Consider the following 16,997-nt stretch of genomic DNA (forward strand, 5'->3'; position numbering starts at 1 on the left):
ATCCAGCTCCCGCAACCAATTTTATCAATACCTATCTTATTTAGTTATTTCCCCTTGTTATACTTCTGTTTATTTCTTAGTTTGTTATTACAATTAAAGAATTTAATTTTTGATATCTACCCAGTTTATGTATCTATCTCTACGCTTTGCTATCGATTGCGCACATATTCAATGCTCGTGAAATATCTTCTATCAAGTCTTCTACGTTTTCCAATCCGACAGAGATACGCAATAGATTATCGGTAATGCCAGCAGCAGCTCTGGCTTCTGGGGTATATGGCGAATGAGTCATAGAAGCTGGGTGCTGAATTAACGACTCTGCATCTCCTAAACTGACAGCAATAGTAAATAGTGACAAACTATCGACAAATTTGATTGCCTGTTTGATGTCTCCTTTTATTTCAAATGCAATCACCCCGCCCGCACGTTTCATTTGTGAGCCAAGAAATCCATGACCTTGATGAGACTTAAGCCCTGGATAGAACACCTTTGCTATAGCTTGATGCTGATTAAGGTATTCAGCTAATATCTCTGCATTATCACAATGTCTTTGTAATCGCACATCTAAGGTTTTTATTCCACGCAAAATCAACCAAGCATCATGTGGCGAAAGTACGCCACCAAAATCTTTTAAAATCTCATACTTCAATTTGTGGATATGCGCTTCAGAACCGCACACTATTCCGGCAATAACATCACCGTGACCATTTAAATATTTTGTGGCACTGTGGATAACCATGTCGACTCCCATGTTAATAGGCTGCTGTAACAATGGCGTCATAAAGGTGTTATCGACAATCGTAATCAGGTTATTGGTTTTGGCGATATCGACGATGGCGCTCAAATCGAACACTTGTAAGTGAGGGTTCACTGGGGTTTCACAAAATAATAATTTGGTATTCGGTTGAATGGCCGCTTCTATGGCTAAAAGATCACTAAAATCGACGAAGGTTGTTTCAACCCCAAAACGGGTTAACTGACTACTTAGTAAAGCGAAAGTACAGCCGTAAATCGCGTTTGAGGCAATGAGATGATCACCTGATTCCAAATGAGTCATAAGCGATGCCGATACTGCAGCCATCCCAGACGCACAGGCAGCTGCTTGTTCAGCCCCCTCTAACAAAGCCATTTTACGCTCTAACTCATTGGTTGTCGGGTTACCTAAACGAGTATAAATGTATCCAGCTTCATCACCCGCAAAGCGGGCTCCTCCTTGCTCTGCATTATCAAAAACGAATGTCGCACTTTGATATAGTGGCGATACCAACGCCCCAAGTGCATCTTTCTCGTGCCCTGCGTGGATGGCTAATGTGGCTAAATTCCATGGTTTATGCATCTTTTTCTCCCTTCTTACCCATTCATTAGAATTGTGATTGGTGTGGGTAAGTCAAACTCAAGATACATGTGCTGATAAATTAGCCAATGCTAAAACGACTTTTTGATACCTTCAAACTTGTAAAGCCAAGATTACGAAAATCCGCAAGCCCTTTAATCAAGCCTTTTCCACACCTCCTCTTCAACGAGATCTTCACCATCGTATCTTTGTGTATGCCACTCATTTTCTTTTAACATAAATAAAAAGCGATAGGACTCTCCTGGCTTCACCCCAAATGAGCTCAACGTCGGAAACTCGGTATATTGATTATTAATTAATTCGTAATGACCACTAGCACTTGCCCAAAATGTCTTTTTCCCGCCCTCTTTTTTCATTGTCGTGAAGCTAAAGTGCGTTGCCGACACAAGTTTAATAGCAGATAAATTAAGTGTCTTATAATCAACCCATTGTTTATTCTCATTGAGGTACTTGCCATCAAACAGCGCCCAGCTACCAATCAAAGGGTTATGAAGGGATTCTTGTTTTGGCTGATTTTGGCCTATTGCTAAAGGTATACTTGTTAGCATGATACAAAACAGCCCCAAAACCTTAAGGTTTTTAGCCTTGGTTAGACGTCCTATTTGACGATATAACTCAGTGAATTTAATGTTCATCTGCCAGTATCCATCCAATTGCATGTAATTTAGGTACGATAAGTCCGTCTATAACAATGCGTTAAAGTAATACCGTTATGATAATCAAGTTACACTCGGCGTATAGCAGACATAAGTCTATGTTTGGTTTGCAAACTTAAGTCATACTAAAGAAAAATTATTCACGCACTTAAGGTTATCGTGATGCAAAAACAGACTGAGAAACAAAAAATGTTAGCTGGCCTGGCATATGATGCGTGGGATGAAGTGCTTATAGCTGCAAGAAATCAGGCAAAATTAATGTGTCATCAGTTTAATCAACTTAGTCCATTGGATAATGATAAACGCCAAGCGATGCTAAAAACATTACTTAATATCACTGGACACTGTCATATCGAAGCAAACTTCTTCTGTGACTATGGCACTAATATCACCATCGGCGATAATTTTTATGCCAATCATAATTTGGTTATTTTAGACGTCTGTGAAGTCAAAATAGGAAGCAATGTTATGTTTGGCCCTAACGTTATGTTATCAACGGCCACACACCCGATTGATCCTATTGCACGCCGCAATACTGAATTCGGAAAGCCGATTACGATAGGAAATGATGTTTGGTTAGGTGGAAATGTTTCTGTATTGCCAGGCATTACCATTCACGATAACACTGTGATTGGTGCAGGAAGTGTCGTGACTAAAGATATCGCCGGCAATGGTGTGTATGCCGGCAACCCTTGTTGTTTTATCAAACCAATCGCTTAGCACAATGTGGTTCATTGGCTCAACTTATTGATTTTATTTAGTGACAATTAACATAAGACTAAAGCGACTGCTTTAGTCTTATCATGCCTTCATCAATACTGATTAGCGCTTGATACCCAAAATCGTTTTTTGCTGCGCTAATATCAAAGTAATGACTGGTTGATAATTGCCTTGCTACAAATCGTGTCATTATCGGTTCTTGCTGTTTCTTTAAAAGGCCATATATGCCTTCTAATACCACTCCTGCTGCATAGGCAACCCCTGCAGGTACTCGTTTTTCAACGGGGGGGATATCAACACAAGCTAAAATTTTATTAAGCATATTAGCCATTGTTATTGGTTCATCATTACTCAAGAAGTAGGCTTTACCAGCACAGTTTGCTTGATGACTTAACTCTACTGCGGCAAGAATATGTGCAAATGCAGCATTATCGACAAAGATCGTATCAACTAACTTATCTTGCTTGCCTACTAGTTTTAATTTGCCTTTTTTAGCACGCTCAATCACCCTTGGAACCAAGTGCGGATCCTCAGGCCCCCAGATTAAATGAGGTCGTAATGCTGTGGTTTTGAGTTCTTTGCTATCTGCATCAAGAATCATCTTTTCTGCTAGCGCTTTTGAATGGCCATAATAATTTAAAAATTTAGCCGCATATGGCGCTGATTCATCAATTCCTGCTTCATCTTCACCAGCAAAAGTCACACTAGGGGTACTGGTATACACAATACGGTCGATTTGATGGGCTTTACTCGCTCTAATGATATTGGCGGTGCCATTAACGTTAGGTTCAAAATAACTATCTCTAGTTCCCCAAACACCGGCTTTTGAAGCAACGTGAAACACGAGATCGCAGCCTTCCATAGCGTTAACCACCCCATCATAATCAGCAAGATCACCTTTAAACATCTCAACACCCATTGCAGTGAGTTCAGGGTAATCACCACGGGCAAATCCTACGACCTCAATTTGCGCGGCGCGCAGACGTTTACAAATACTCTTACCTAGAAAGCCGCCCGCTCCGGTAACAAATGCCTTGTTTGCCGTTTGTTTAAGTGCTGCTAATGCCGTTTGTTCTTGAGGCAGTAAATCAGTTAATTGAAGCTGAGCGCTATTTACTGAGGTCATTGAATTCGCTTCCAAATGAGTTAAGGGCTTATTTTCAATTTGAGTCACTTACGCTTCCTTCCATTGTGCTTGTGCCCAAACTGCCAGCTTTTCGCGAAATATTTTTGCATTATGGCGGACATCAACAGGAAAATCTGGATGAATAAGGAATCGACTGATCCCCACGGTATGAGAATGCTTTTCTGCGATTGCTAGCAGGTCACTATAGAGCATTTTACTATCTGAACAGGCGAGGCCTTTATCTAGTTCAATACACAACAAAGGCAAAGTTTCACCGTTTATGCTGATAGGAACAAGTGCAGAACGTTTAACCTGCGGATGGGTATTGAATACTCTTTCACAGGGAATAGAAAAATAACGTTTTTTATCTGTACCAGTTTGGTCAACACGATGCGCCTTGCGGCCACACATCCATAACTGCCCTTCTTCATCAAGATAGCCAACATCGCCCATTCTATGACGAATATGCTCACCATCTGAGATTTTAGCGATTGCAGTTGCACTTTCACGATGATAATAACTGCGGCTCACCATGGGACCTTTTACCACAATTTCACCAATGCTACCGCTATCGAGCATCAAGTCATCATCCCACTGTTTAAGCGGGTTTTCTGTGATATCAATAATCGCAATATCAACACCTTTAATCGGATGACCCACACAAATTCCTAAGCCGTTATCAGTTGCCTCTGTGGTCTCAAATAAGGCCGAACTCGGCATCATACTAATGGGTAACGACTCGGTAGCACCATAAGAGTTTAGCACTTCAACACCGCTATTCAGCATGTGACTGAAGCGCTTTATCGAAGCTATTGTTGCTGGGGCGCCAGCTGAAATTACGCGTTTAACGCTAGGTAATTTATGCTGTTTAGTCTCACCTGCTTCACCTAAACGCTCCAATAAAGCTGGGTTAACAAACATATTTGAACATTGATACTTTTCAATTGCCGCAAACAAGTATTCAGGGGTGGCGGTAATCGGTTTACTGGCATCCATAGCTGGCACAATCGATGCCATTCCAAGCGCTGGACCAAATAATGAAAATAACGGAAATGTCGCTAGGTCTCGCTCACCAGGCTTAATGCCATAATCATGTTTCAATGCTTGAATTTGAGCTTCAAACATCTCGTGACTATAAACCACCCCCTTTGGGGTGCCAGTGCTACCACTGGTAAACAATATCGCCGCCATGGCATCTTTTGCCAATGCAGCAATGGGATAAGGTGCAGAGGCCGTATTTTGGGGTAAGTCATCTATCGCCTTTGCCCCTGCCAAAAAGCATGCGACCCGACTGCCTCCCACATTGAGGCATTGCTTAACTGAGCCTTTACCCCATCCAAGAATGCGCCTTGCAATATTTGCCTTCGTAATACCGATAAAAGCATCAGGTTGCGACTCTTCAAAACATTGTTTTAGATTTTTTACGCCCATTCCAGGGTCAACCAGAATGGGAATAATTCCTGCTTTGAATAAGGCAAACGTCAGTACAAAAAAATCAATACTGGGCGTCACCATTAATACCGCTTTCATTCCAGCTGTAATACCATCGGCATTTAAGCGATAAGCCATTTCATCGGATTGCACATTTAGCTGGTTAAAATCGATTTCTTGATATGACAGTGTCGATGATGCCGTTTGCACGGCAACGGCAAGCTCTGTTGGAAAGTGAACAGCTGCATGCTGAAGGTGCTGACAAATATTGGCCGAAGGTAAAGTCATAATGTTGATGTCATCTTATTGGGGATACCTGTAACCACTGAAGTATCTCATTAATGTATTAGTTATCTCTTAAACCTATAGAGTATTCATTTTAATAAAAAAGGGCATTGTTAAAATGCCCTTAGATACTACAACGTTCAATATTTTATGGATTAAGATTGAGGTTGCTCGGCCATAAAATGTTGGATTAAGCCAATCACATCTTCACTGGCATCTTCTAAAATATAATGGCCACAATCATCAAACTCACGTACTTGGGCATGAGGCATATGTTGACGCCATTTATCAAGAAAATGCTTGTCGAATACAAAGTCCTGTAAACCCCAACAAATCAAAGTCGGTACATTCGAGAACTGCGGTAAGCTATCAGCAATACTAGAAACCAAATCATAGTTTCTGTCTTCTGGTTTTAATGGAATATCTTGCACAAACCGTAAAGTCGAAATACGATTTTTCCAGTTATTAAACGGTGCAACGTAGGCTTCTCTTACTTCTTTTGGCATTGGGTTACGTTTAACGCCTACGTATGATGCAATTGAAGAAAATGCGTTAAAGCCACGAACTAAAAAAGTACCGAGAATAGTTTCACGACACACCCAAAGTGCCCAAGGAAACGGCTTTGATTCTGGCAAATGGAAAGCCGCTGTATTTAAAAATACTAAACGCTTAATTCTGTCAGGGTAACGAGCAGCATAGCCCATACCAATCATTCCGCCCCAATCATGAACAACCAAGGTAATGTTGTCTTTTACGTCTAGATGATCAAGTAAAGCTTCCAAATCATCAATACGATTTTTAAGCGTGTAGTCATAATCTGGATCGTCAGGTTTATCAGACAAACCACAACCGATATGATCAGGCACGATACACTGATGAGTTGGGCTTAATGCACCCACCAAATTACGGTAATAATAGCTCCAGCTTGGATTACCATGAACCATAACAACAGGCTCACCTTGACCTTCGTTGACATAATGCAATTTATTGCCATTACGGTCTAAGAAATGGCTATCAAAAGGTAATAAATTCTCTAACATGATGCTTCCTAATCTTTTTTTATTAATCCTAAATACACAGCTAACGAACTACCACTTGATGCCAAGCATCATACAGTTGAGTCCGCTACCTATTCCTAGGAAGCTCACTTGATCGCCAAGTTTTAAAAAACCTTGATCATGGGCAATTGCAGCAGTGACAGGCAGCGAAACGGTGCCCATATTGCCTAAGGTTTCATAAGTAGGGAATTCTTTTTCATGCGGGATATTAAGCGCATTTAAAACTTGTTTGCGGTTTGAAGCACCGACTTGGTGACAAATCACTTTATCAACTTGTTCGACTAACCAATCACGTTGGGTTAAGAAATGCTCCCAAGTGTGTTTAGCTAAGTCGACACCTTCTTTAAGTAATGTGACAGCGTCAGTTCGCATAAACTCACGATACAGCTTCTGGCTCGTCTCCTGTAGCCCCCACTGACATAGCTCGTGATGCTCTGGTGCCGATAAATGACTTGCACCTAACAATTGATGCTGACGAGTGTTTTTAAGCGGCAGGCTTCCATCGGTTAAAATGACGGCAATGGCACCTGAACCACCTGTTAGCGTGGCAAGAGATTGGGCAAAGTTTTGCATAGTTGGGTCTGACAACATGTTATCAATCGTCACCTCAACAATGTCACGTGCAGATTCACACGATACCACCATACCCGCTTTGATTTGGCCTAACTCAATACGGTTTGCAATATCTAAGATACCTGACAGCACACCTAAGCAGGCATTGCTAATATCATAAATCGCTGTATCTTTTGATACGCCAAGCTCTGCTGCAACTCGACAAGCCGTAGCTGGCTCATGTTGGTCACGACATACGCCGGTATAAACCACTGCACCTAAGTCGCTAACACTAATGCCTGTCTCATCGACCGCTTTTCTGGCAGCACAAAGTGCCCCATCAGATAAACGATAACCTTTCGGCCACCAGCGGCGTTCTTTAATACCGGTTAATGCGGCTAATTGCCCCATCGGGATACGAAACTTTTGATAAAGCGGCGCAAGGCGAGATTCTAGGTCTAGACTTGACACCACTTGGGGTGCAAGTTCATAAGCCATACTATTAATAAAAACGCGGGAATATTTCATGAAACCGTATCAATCGCTCACTTTAAGGTCGCTATCAGCAACCGAATTTATTGGTATTTGTTATTAACCCGCCATTTGAACAAGAAAAATCCAAATATTCAATACAAAACCACTTTACGGGCCATTTAAATCTACTTCAATGAGACATGAATACAGAAAAAACAGCCAAAAAAAATCAGAATTAATACTAAACCATAAAATTTTACAATAATAAACAGTAGGTTAAGCTAGCATTCGAACAAAGAAGTCTGCTATGGCTGCTTTTTAGCCTGAATTAAACAATTTCTGGGTGTAATACTGTTTGCACAGAATTCAAACATCTCAACCTGATAACCATGTTGTTCTAAAAAGCACACTCTATCTAATAATAACCACTGCTCTATTATTAGACGAAATAGGTGCGCGACGAGATCGATTCGACGCGTTAATGCCTGTCTGTGCTCACCTTTGATAAGATAGTCATCAAAATCAATTGACCCGTTAAGTGCAACGCCTTTTTGATTGGCTGCCCATCGACAAAACTCATCAAAGCTTGCGGATAATTGACTGCGTTTTACGCTGGGAATGGGTAAATATCGACCGCTACCAGTGATGTCTCTTTGTAAAGAATCAAACCCCAAGCGCCAGCTTATTTCTTGATGACGTAATAGTTGCTGCTTTGGGTTAGCAATAACACTTTGCTGTAAAGGCAACTGCAAGTCATGACGTGAAAACGTTAACCCCGAGTCTTTAGCTACATCAGATAGTGCCTGATAGTGACTTGCTTGGATTAAATGATAACAACAAGGCGAGAATGAAATAGCGCGAGTCGACGCCTGTACAGCTAAATCAATCAGCCTTACATGCAAATCACCACAGGCATGCAACGCAACCGCATGCTGTTTATTAATTAAAGGGCTATTCGCTATTTCAAATACATCAGTGCAAGTAAACGTTTGGGGTAAATGCCATTTATCAGCAAAGGCTTGCCCTTGCTCACATAAGCTTTGCTGCCATTCTAAGCTGGTTACCTTTGTCGTTTTTTTCTTCGCTAAATACCGCCCTAAATGCCCCTTCCCCGCACACCATTCAAGAATGGGTAAATCATCCGCAGGAATAAAGTGAGCAAACGCAGTAATTTGTTGCCATTTGCGCCCTTTGATATGCGCGCTAAAATGACTAAGCTCGCTTTCAGTTAGCCCCTGCTCAGCAATCTTGTTTTGCATTTGATTGACGCTAACTTCAACCTGAGCTTTTACCTTACTGGTGAGTAGTTCAAATAAGCCATCAATGCTCAAGTTATTTGAGGCTAAATCAAGCTGTAAACTTGGTAATAAACACTTAACTAAAGCAGTTTGATCAGCGTCTATTGTATCAATTTCACTGTCATCAATTTGCCAAACTGCTTTCGCCAGCGCTGGGAATTGTGTCTCCCAAGGTAACTCGGCACACTCAAAAGCCTGCACTTGCCACAAAGGGGTAAGTAACAATAAACAATCGCTTCGAATCGATAACTGCTCACTGAAAGTTAGACGATGAGTTGCAGATGTATTTACTTTAGCAATAGACAATATTTCACCTTGTTAATTGTTAACTACCGAGTTGTTCTTATTGGTCGCCATTCGTTTACCCAACCAAACACCTAAACCGAGTGGTGCGAAAAATACTGTAATTAAAAACAAAATGAAATACACAATGACACTCTTAATGGTTTCTGTGATCTGTTGAAACACTAATTCGACGGTTTTATGGCTTAATGCGTCTAAATCTTGAACCGCCGCAACTCGCTCATCTGCAATCATTTGAACGAGAGCTTCCCGCTCGTGAGTAATGATTAACGCCAATGAAGCACGCTCTTTAGATAACTGCATTAACTTATCATCAGTCACTTGACTTAACTGCTCAATAAGCGGGCTTAGTTCCGTGCGCATATCAGCGGCAAGCTGTGTCATTAACTCAGGGGTTTGCTCCATTAATGCTTGAAATTTAACGGTAGTTTGACTGATATCTGTCAGTGCCTTTTCAACATCAGCCGCATTAACATCAGAATGTAACGCATATAGTTCGGCTTTCCAGCCCAAAATTTTCGGCATTTGTTGGGTTGTCATCGCCATACGATCTGACATGTCACTCATCACTTCAGGCATAGAGCCGAATGTGGTTATCGCTTCAAACTCAGATATATTACTAAACTCAAGCCAATCATTAAAAGCTGAGGTTCGGCTAAACGTCAAATCACTGATTGGGTTTTTAGCTACGTATTGCTCAACAAATTTCTGATGCTGTTTAAAATTACTCACATTAAATCCCTTTGCCGTTTTAGCAAATCGAGCCGATAGACGTTGACTCGCTTCAATAGCAATATGCTGATGCTCCCCAAAAACCTCGCGTCCCGCACCAGTTGTAAAATAGTGGTTCATTTGCTCAGTAAACACCCAAGTATCAATCATAGCTGCAATCGGGGATGCCTGAAAAATGGCGCGTTGTAGGCTTTGCTCTGAATAAATTTTCCACATCAGAGTATTAGATTTTATTGCCACATCATCCGTGTCATTAGCAATTAAATCTGCGCTGGATTCAACCTCTGTATAAAAGTTATAGCTATATTCACGGCTGAACATACGCATATTAATTTGCTCTTTAGGCAAGGGCTCTACGCCACTTTCAAGCTTAACCTCCAATAAAGAGCAGCCTGTTAATACGCTGACGCTCACTAACAACAATAACACTTGAACCAAACGGTTAACGGCTGAACTTTCCCATGCATTCATGGTATTCTCCACACAAATAAGCAGCAAAATAACAAACAAACACCAACAGTTACCCATAGCTTGCCTTACAAATGAAACACTTGTGACACAGCTACAGGTTTAATTTAACTATATGATATATATAAAATAAATATCATCGAGACTAGTTATTTTTACATTTTCTGTCTAGGGCTAAATGCTATTTGGCTCAGTAGAATTCAGGTTTATTAATTCAGTATAGGATGTTTATATGCACTCTCCTTGTGTCGCTAAATGCGGTCTCAATGATGACGACTTTTGTATGGGATGTTTTAGGCATATCAATGAAATTGTTGGCTGGGGCAAAGCAAGTGAAGAAAGACAACAACAAATTTGGGCGCAATTACCTGAGCGAAAAGCGGTGATGAAAGGAGGCAATAACTTTCAAACTATCAGTCGTGAAAAATGGCTGGCTGCCGAAGGGAAATTAGATTAGTTCAACATGCAGCTTGCAATAAAAAAGGTTACCCACGGGTAACCTTTTAATATTCAGATGAATGATGCTTAACGTATTAACGCAACATCACTTTTTCATCATTGATTTTAAATCTGCAAAAGGGTTGTATGTTGCCGCCTCTTGCTTCACTTCAGTCGTACTGCCATAACGAATTAACTCCTCAAATCGAGAATGCTCATTATCATGGCAATATAAGCATAATAATTCCCAATTAGAGCCATCTGATGGGTTGTTATCATGGTTATGATCAACATGGTGCACAGTTAATTCAGACAAATTTTTATGAGTGAACTCTCGAGTGCATCGACCACATACCCAAGGGTATAATTTCAATGCTTGCTCACGATAGCCTTTTTCACGACTCGCTTTATATTCTCTTGCTTCAGCGAGTACTTTATCTAATTTACTTTGCGTACCTGACATCGAGTTTCCAACTTTTGATAATTAAATATGAGTGACTAACGCTAAATCGTTGTCAAAAAATTACCCCAAGGATAATCTCAGTTATCCATTGGGGCAATGGTTTCTATCACAAACGCATTTAATACAGCTTACATTACCGCTAAAGCCAAAATGACTACTCTGTCACCAACTCAGAGTTCGACAAATGTAAATAGTGTAGATAACGTTCATATTGATTAACAATATCTGCAATGATTTGCTCTTGGGTGTACCCCATAACATCATACTGCTGACCACCATGCTCTAAAAACACTTCAACACGATAATAGTCTTGTTCGCTATCAAACAACTCAACATCCGCACCATTCATATTAAACGCACGTAACCGCAGCCCATAAGCAAATGGCAGAGTATCATTATCTTCATTACCGATAACCAGCCTGACACGTTGCTCATCTTGGGTGATTACAGCAGCGATATTTTTTTGCAAAAATATTTGCTTCACTTGGTCAAGACCAGGCTTGGCGATGTTATCTAAAAACTCTTGTGCATCTTGATGACTCGGCTGAGAGACAAGCACATCAATGCGATCTTTCCAACTCATATTCGCTTTAGCAAATTGCACACTGGTATTATGAGATTGGACACTGTTTATCTTCAAATAATCATCTTGTAAGGCTCTAAACAAGCCGACACACATTAATAGCATGACAATTAAAAACGGCATTGCACTGGCTATTGCCGCAGTTTGTAATGCTTGTAACCCACCCGCAATTAGCAGTACCGATGCAACAACCCCTTGTAAAATTGCCCAAAAAATTCGTTGCCATACTGGTGCACTATTGTCGCCACCAGATGTAAGGTTATCAATCACCAACGAACCTGAATCTGACGACGTAACGAAAAATGTCACCACTAAGAACACGGCAATAATCGATAAGATGTTCGAAAATGGTAAGTGTTCAAAGAACTTAAATAGCGCTACTGAAACGTCACTTGAAACAGCATCCGACAAATAGGTTGCACCATGATTCATTACAGCATCGATTGCGGTATTACCAAATGCCGTCATCCATAGGAAAGTAATCCCTGATGGAACAAATAACACCCCAATCAAAAACTCACGAATGGTTCGTCCACGGCTTACTCTGGCAATAAAGGTACCGACAAATGGGGACCATGATATCCACCAGCCCCAATAAAGTAGTGTCCAACCACCAATCCAATCTTCTTTTTGATCGTAGGCATATAAGTTAAATGTTTTACCCACAATGTCACTTAAATAGCCGCCAGTGTTTTGCACAAAGGCTTGCAATAACGCAATTGTCGGGCCAAGTAAAAGCACAGCAACCAAGAGTAACAAAGCTAACCCTAGGTTTAACTCGCTGAGCCTTTTAACGCCTTTATCTAAGCCTGAAAACACCGATAAAGTCGCCACGCCAGTGATGGCAATAATTAAGATCACTTGGACAGTGATATTGTTTGGCAATCCGTCAATTAAATAGCTTAAGCCTGAGTTAACTTGCAACACACCAAAGCCTAATGAAGTCGCGACACCGAACATAGTGCCTAATACTGCAAATGTATCAACTGCGTGACCGATTGGACCATATATGCGCTCTCCAATTAACGGATAAAGCGCAGAGCGAGGTAATAGTGGTAACTTATGTCGATAAGAAAAATACGCCAAACTTAACGCCACAATGGCATAAATCGCCCAAGCGTGAATACCCCAATGAAAGAAGGTAATTTTCATTGCTTCTTTCGCGGCTTCTATGGTTTCAGGGCTGGTATCAGGTGGCGCAAGAAAATGCATCACAGGCTCAGCCACACCAAAGAACATCAAGCCAATTCCCATACCAGCAGAAAACAGCATGGCAATCCAGCTTTTGTAACTATAGTCTGGGACGGCGTGATCTGGACCTAACTTGATATCACCAAAACGGCTCATCATAACGAACATGATAAAGATGATAAAAATTGCGACGCCTACGATGTAAAACCAACCAACTTTAAGTTGCAGCCAAGACTGAACCGTTTGGAAAAAAGCTGCGGATTGCTGTGGCCAAAAAGCACACAGGAGAACCATCATAGTAATAAGGGTGACAGACGAAAAAAATACAGGCGGATTTATACTAGCCTTAGGTAACATTAATACTCCTAGTTTGGAGTGAAAAGATATCTAAGCTAACCTAAGCGCTAAGTCGTTCAAAAATCTATTTGTCGAACTTAATGCTTTGATTAACTTATAAACTAACCTTCACAATAGCACAATCTAATGGATGTTTTTGTCTTACAGCACACGCTTTAAGCAAAAGTTTACCCACAGTTAACAACTGTCAGGATTAAGATACAGAAAAACACAGATCTATAACATTAAATTTGCTCTGCAAGTCAATGTAACAGCAAGCCCTGAGACTAACATTTTGAGTTGACTGTAAGATGTAAGTACTTAGTGATGAGGATGTCGTGCTTTAAGCAACAGGATTAATGACGAGTTTTCAGTAAGCTCAGGGGCAGTCCATTTATCCCTGAGCGACTTAATATGCAAACATCGACGAAAATAGCGGCTATTAACTTTATCCTTGCTCAAGGCCGCTCGCAATTAAATGCGTATTAAGACTGGTATGTAGTTTAGCTTAATGGTTATTGTCGCTATTTTTAGCCTCAAGCTCACTGTCTACTAATGTGTCTTTGGCACTGTCTTTAATAGGCTTTTTAGCGTTAGTGGCTGTGATTGATTTTGCCGAAATTCCAGCGGTTAAATTAAAGCGCATCGCATCTTCAAACGACCAATCAACTTCAATTAAATCTTCTCGTTTAACTAAACTCGTAACACCAGCCATTTGATAACTCAACTGAAATAAAACCGGTACCCAATCCCCGTCTGGTAGCGCGTCTGTTAATGGTTTAGGCGCGGTTTGGTTCATAATAAAACCAACAACATAACCACCGTTTGCCTGTTTAATCAGCACGGTCTTTTGGTTTTTTGGCTTACCATCGCTTTTCATTAACCCTGCAATATCACGAATACTGCCATATACCGACTTAAACAAAGGAAACTTCATTAATTGCTGTTCAAGCCATGAATATAACCAAGCAAACGGACTAAACGAGAATAGTAACCCCGAGATAAAAACCAATACTGCAACCAGGATAAAACCTGTGCCAACAAAAGCGTTGTCCAGTTCGACAATATCAAGCAAGAAATGACCTAAGCCATCTAAAGAGATAAATAAAGACCAGAATAACCAAAGGCTGAGTACCATAGGTAACAGATTAGTTAGGCCTCTAGAAAGGGTGTTTTTCATTACGTCCACGCAAATAGAAATCAGAACGAAAATGGTAGCACACAATGCTCATAAGCCATGACGTATATTCATCACAGCTAAATGAGCAAAGCTGGCTTTGTGAGCTAAATCACGAATAGATCTACAAAGCCATCTTTAATCTGCATCAACATACAGTTATAGCGAGCGAAAACTACTATTTAGGCGCACTCAGTTGCAGCCATTGATTTCGGCCTAACTCGAGTACAACGCCCACTGCCAGCCCTACAGCTGTATTAATTGCCAAACATGCTAATGCCGTTGAAAAAATGACAAAAATACAAAAGGGCTTACCATCGATAAATCGCTTAGACCAAGCGAGCTGCGTTCCAGCAATAGCAAGCAAGCTTCCCAACACCGCTAGGGGAATTAACGATAAAACAGTCGCAATGCCCTGTCCCCAAAAAATGGCTATGAATAAACACGTTCCACCAAAGATTGCCGGTGCTAACCATGTTCTAGCGCCAAAGTGATGCTGAACAGCAAGTCCTCCAGCGCCATGGCACATTGCTGCGCCGCCAAATGGCGCCATGAGTAAGTTTGACCAACCTGAAGTTTTTGCAAAAGCTTGTGGAGTAAACTTGTCACTGTCTTCGGGGAATTTGTCTTTAGCCATTGCCGAAATCGCAATGACAGCGTTAGTTAAGGTGAGTGCTAATTGCGGTAATACTAACAATAATGCAGCTGAACTCCACTCATTAGACTCAGGCCAACTGAATTGCCAACCTGTGGTTTGAGTAAAGTCAAAGTTCGGGCTAGATTGGCTAAATAATTGCCATAGAATGCCTAGAAAAATCACCAAAGGCATAACCAAATACTGCATTGGCATAAACCGACTTAAAAACAAAATACCAAATGCCAATAAGCCTACGCCCCATGTTTCACTCATCATGAAACCGCCCATCCACATCAACTGAATACCAATGGCGAGTTGAATACCGATACTGATGGCAGGCGACAATTGTTTTGCCATCCACTGAATAATACCGCTGTAAGCTAGTATCAGAAGGATCCCCCCCATCAACATGGCAGATGCTTGCAACATACCGGGGGTTAACCCTTCAGCAATCACTAGCGCGCTTATCACTTTCATCGGTTGGATAGGGATAGGTCTTCGATAATAAAAAGCAGTAAAAATAGCAAAACAACCAAAGCCTAAGAATATGCCTTGGGGGGAAAATTGATTAAGGGCGATAAGCCCAAGCACTAAAGGAAGAAAAGTGCCTAAATCCGCAAAAGCACCACTGAACTCACCTGAAATTTTGTTGAAACTATTAAAACGATTGGTCTTACATCTCATATATCTTGCCGTAGGGATTGGATACTGAGATATAGCAATTTGAATGCCAACAAAAATAATGTGAACTAGTTCAAAATAATGCTGTAATGTTAATCGTTTAGCCAAAAACAATAGACATATTGACCCACACAAAAATTCTTTAAAAGGTCAATATGTCCAAATTAGTCATTCTTAATATGATGACATCGAGGTGAGTGAACTCAGATTTTCGCAATAAAAAAGCACCTCGAAAGGTGCTTATTAATTAATGAGTTATCTAGAACTCACTCAAAGTTAGTTTGCCTTACTTATTATAAGTTAAGATCTTTTTCCATATCTTCGTATGAAGTATGGCGAACATCTTTACCTTTAACGAAGTAAATAATGTATTCACAGATGTTTTTACAGCGGTCGCCCACTCGCTCAACAGCACGAGCAGCCCAAAGAACATCTAGTACACCAGGGATAGAGCGAGGATCTTCCATCATATAGGTCATCAATTGACGAATAATCCCTTCATACTCTTTATCTAATTTGGCATCTTCTTTGTGTAACTCAAATGCATTATCTGCATCCATACGGGCCAAAGCGTCCAAGGTTGAATGCAGTGTACGAGTAGCATGACGCCCCATGTTTTCAATGCTTACTAGCAATGGTTGTTGATTGTTCAAGCGCTTATCTAACGCAGCTTTAGCAATACGAACACAGGCATCTCCGATACGTTCAAGATCGGTTATGGTTTTAGTGATTGTGATAATCAAACGTAAATCACTGGCTGCTGGTTGGCGTTTAGCGATGATACGAGTACATTCTTCATCAATAGACACTTCCATGCCATTAACACGGTGATCACCATCAATGACTTTTTGCGCAAGCTCAGCATCTAAAGAAGCAAGTGCATCAAGAGATTCTTCTAGTTGGCGTTCAACTAGGCCGCCCATGGCTAAAACACGGTTACGAATATCTTCAAGTTCGGCGTTAAATTGACCCGAGATATGCTTATTTAAACTTTTGTTTTCCATTACTGTATCAACCTTATTCTTTACTATATT

15 protein-coding genes are annotated in these 16,997 nt (G+C 40.8%); 2 read left to right on the forward strand and 13 right to left on the reverse strand.

Annotated features, from left to right (window positions below; translation table 11 throughout):
* Positions 1-139: 139 nt before the first annotated feature.
* Both AB4128_RS06200 and AB4128_RS06205 read right to left on the reverse strand, forming a co-directional pair.
* A complete protein-coding gene (locus tag AB4128_RS06200) occupies positions 140-1,336 on the reverse strand; it encodes a PLP-dependent aspartate aminotransferase family protein (protein WP_055022985.1) in 1,197 nt (398 codons plus the stop codon).
* Positions 1,337-1,488: 152 nt separating this feature from the next.
* Positions 1,489-2,013 (reverse strand): hypothetical protein, encoded by a 525-nt coding sequence (locus AB4128_RS06205; protein WP_235530834.1) that lies wholly within the window; start codon positions 2,011-2,013, stop codon positions 1,489-1,491.
* Between the two features lie 159 nt (positions 2,014-2,172).
* On the opposite strand from AB4128_RS06205, the gene AB4128_RS06210 reads away from it, so the two are divergent.
* Positions 2,173-2,730, forward strand: coding sequence for a sugar O-acetyltransferase (locus AB4128_RS06210; protein WP_372037253.1), 558 nt, complete (start codon positions 2,173-2,175; stop codon positions 2,728-2,730).
* A gap of 58 nt (positions 2,731-2,788) precedes the next feature.
* On the opposite strand, the gene oleD is transcribed toward AB4128_RS06210, so the two are convergent.
* The 6 genes from oleD to AB4128_RS06240 form a co-directional block, all read right to left on the reverse strand.
* Positions 2,789-3,856: a 2-alkyl-3-oxoalkanoate reductase gene (gene oleD, locus AB4128_RS06215; protein ID WP_055023170.1), complete on the reverse strand. Its 1,068-nt coding sequence runs from the start codon at positions 3,854-3,856 to the stop codon at positions 2,789-2,791.
* A 48-nt stretch (positions 3,857-3,904) separates the two neighbouring features.
* Positions 3,905-5,575: an olefin beta-lactone synthetase gene (oleC, locus tag AB4128_RS06220; RefSeq protein ID WP_055022988.1), complete on the reverse strand. Its 1,671-nt coding sequence runs from the start codon at positions 5,573-5,575 to the stop codon at positions 3,905-3,907.
* Between the two features lie 152 nt (positions 5,576-5,727).
* Entirely contained in the window at positions 5,728-6,612 is an 885-nt protein-coding gene (locus AB4128_RS06225) for an alpha/beta fold hydrolase (protein WP_055022989.1), read from the reverse strand.
* 48 nt (positions 6,613-6,660) lie between these two features.
* Complete coding sequence (locus tag AB4128_RS06230; RefSeq protein ID WP_055022990.1) at positions 6,661-7,710, reverse strand: 3-oxoacyl-ACP synthase III; 1,050 nt, start codon at positions 7,708-7,710, stop codon at positions 6,661-6,663.
* 251 nt (positions 7,711-7,961) lie between these two features.
* Positions 7,962-9,260, reverse strand: a complete 1,299-nt coding sequence (locus AB4128_RS06235; protein WP_235530835.1) for a methyltransferase — start codon at positions 9,258-9,260, stop codon at positions 7,962-7,964.
* Positions 9,261-9,272: 12 nt separating this feature from the next.
* Positions 9,273-10,460 carry a hypothetical protein gene (locus tag AB4128_RS06240; RefSeq protein ID WP_055023172.1) on the reverse strand — a complete coding sequence of 396 codons (1,188 nt, stop codon included), beginning with the start codon at positions 10,458-10,460 and terminating at the stop codon, positions 9,273-9,275.
* 229 nt (positions 10,461-10,689) lie between these two features.
* Here AB4128_RS06240 and AB4128_RS06245 point away from each other — a divergent pair, with 229 nt between their 5' ends.
* A complete protein-coding gene (locus AB4128_RS06245) occupies positions 10,690-10,914 on the forward strand; it encodes a DUF1289 domain-containing protein (RefSeq protein ID WP_055022991.1) in 225 nt (74 codons plus the stop codon).
* Positions 10,915-11,001: 87 nt separating this feature from the next.
* On the opposite strand, the gene AB4128_RS06250 is transcribed toward AB4128_RS06245, so the two are convergent.
* From AB4128_RS06250 to phoU, 5 genes are all read right to left on the reverse strand, one after another.
* Positions 11,002-11,358, reverse strand: a complete 357-nt coding sequence (locus AB4128_RS06250) for a YajD family HNH nuclease (RefSeq protein WP_055022992.1) — start codon at positions 11,356-11,358, stop codon at positions 11,002-11,004.
* A 154-nt stretch (positions 11,359-11,512) separates the two neighbouring features.
* Positions 11,513-13,489 carry a BCCT family transporter gene (locus AB4128_RS06255; protein ID WP_080915393.1) on the reverse strand — a complete coding sequence of 659 codons (1,977 nt, stop codon included), beginning with the start codon at positions 13,487-13,489 and terminating at the stop codon, positions 11,513-11,515.
* A gap of 487 nt (positions 13,490-13,976) precedes the next feature.
* Positions 13,977-14,648 carry a DUF502 domain-containing protein gene (locus AB4128_RS06260; protein ID WP_372037254.1) on the reverse strand — a complete coding sequence of 224 codons (672 nt, stop codon included), beginning with the start codon at positions 14,646-14,648 and terminating at the stop codon, positions 13,977-13,979.
* A 175-nt stretch (positions 14,649-14,823) separates the two neighbouring features.
* Complete coding sequence (locus AB4128_RS06265; protein ID WP_055022994.1) at positions 14,824-15,966, reverse strand: putative sulfate/molybdate transporter; 1,143 nt, start codon at positions 15,964-15,966, stop codon at positions 14,824-14,826.
* A gap of 290 nt (positions 15,967-16,256) precedes the next feature.
* Entirely contained in the window at positions 16,257-16,967 is a 711-nt protein-coding gene (phoU, locus tag AB4128_RS06270) for a phosphate signaling complex protein PhoU (RefSeq protein ID WP_055022995.1), read from the reverse strand.
* Positions 16,968-16,997 lie beyond the last annotated feature (30 nt).

It is taken from the genome of Shewanella sp. 10N.286.52.A9 (assembly GCF_041468985.1).
Lineage (GTDB): Bacteria > Pseudomonadota > Gammaproteobacteria > Enterobacterales > Shewanellaceae > Shewanella > Shewanella japonica.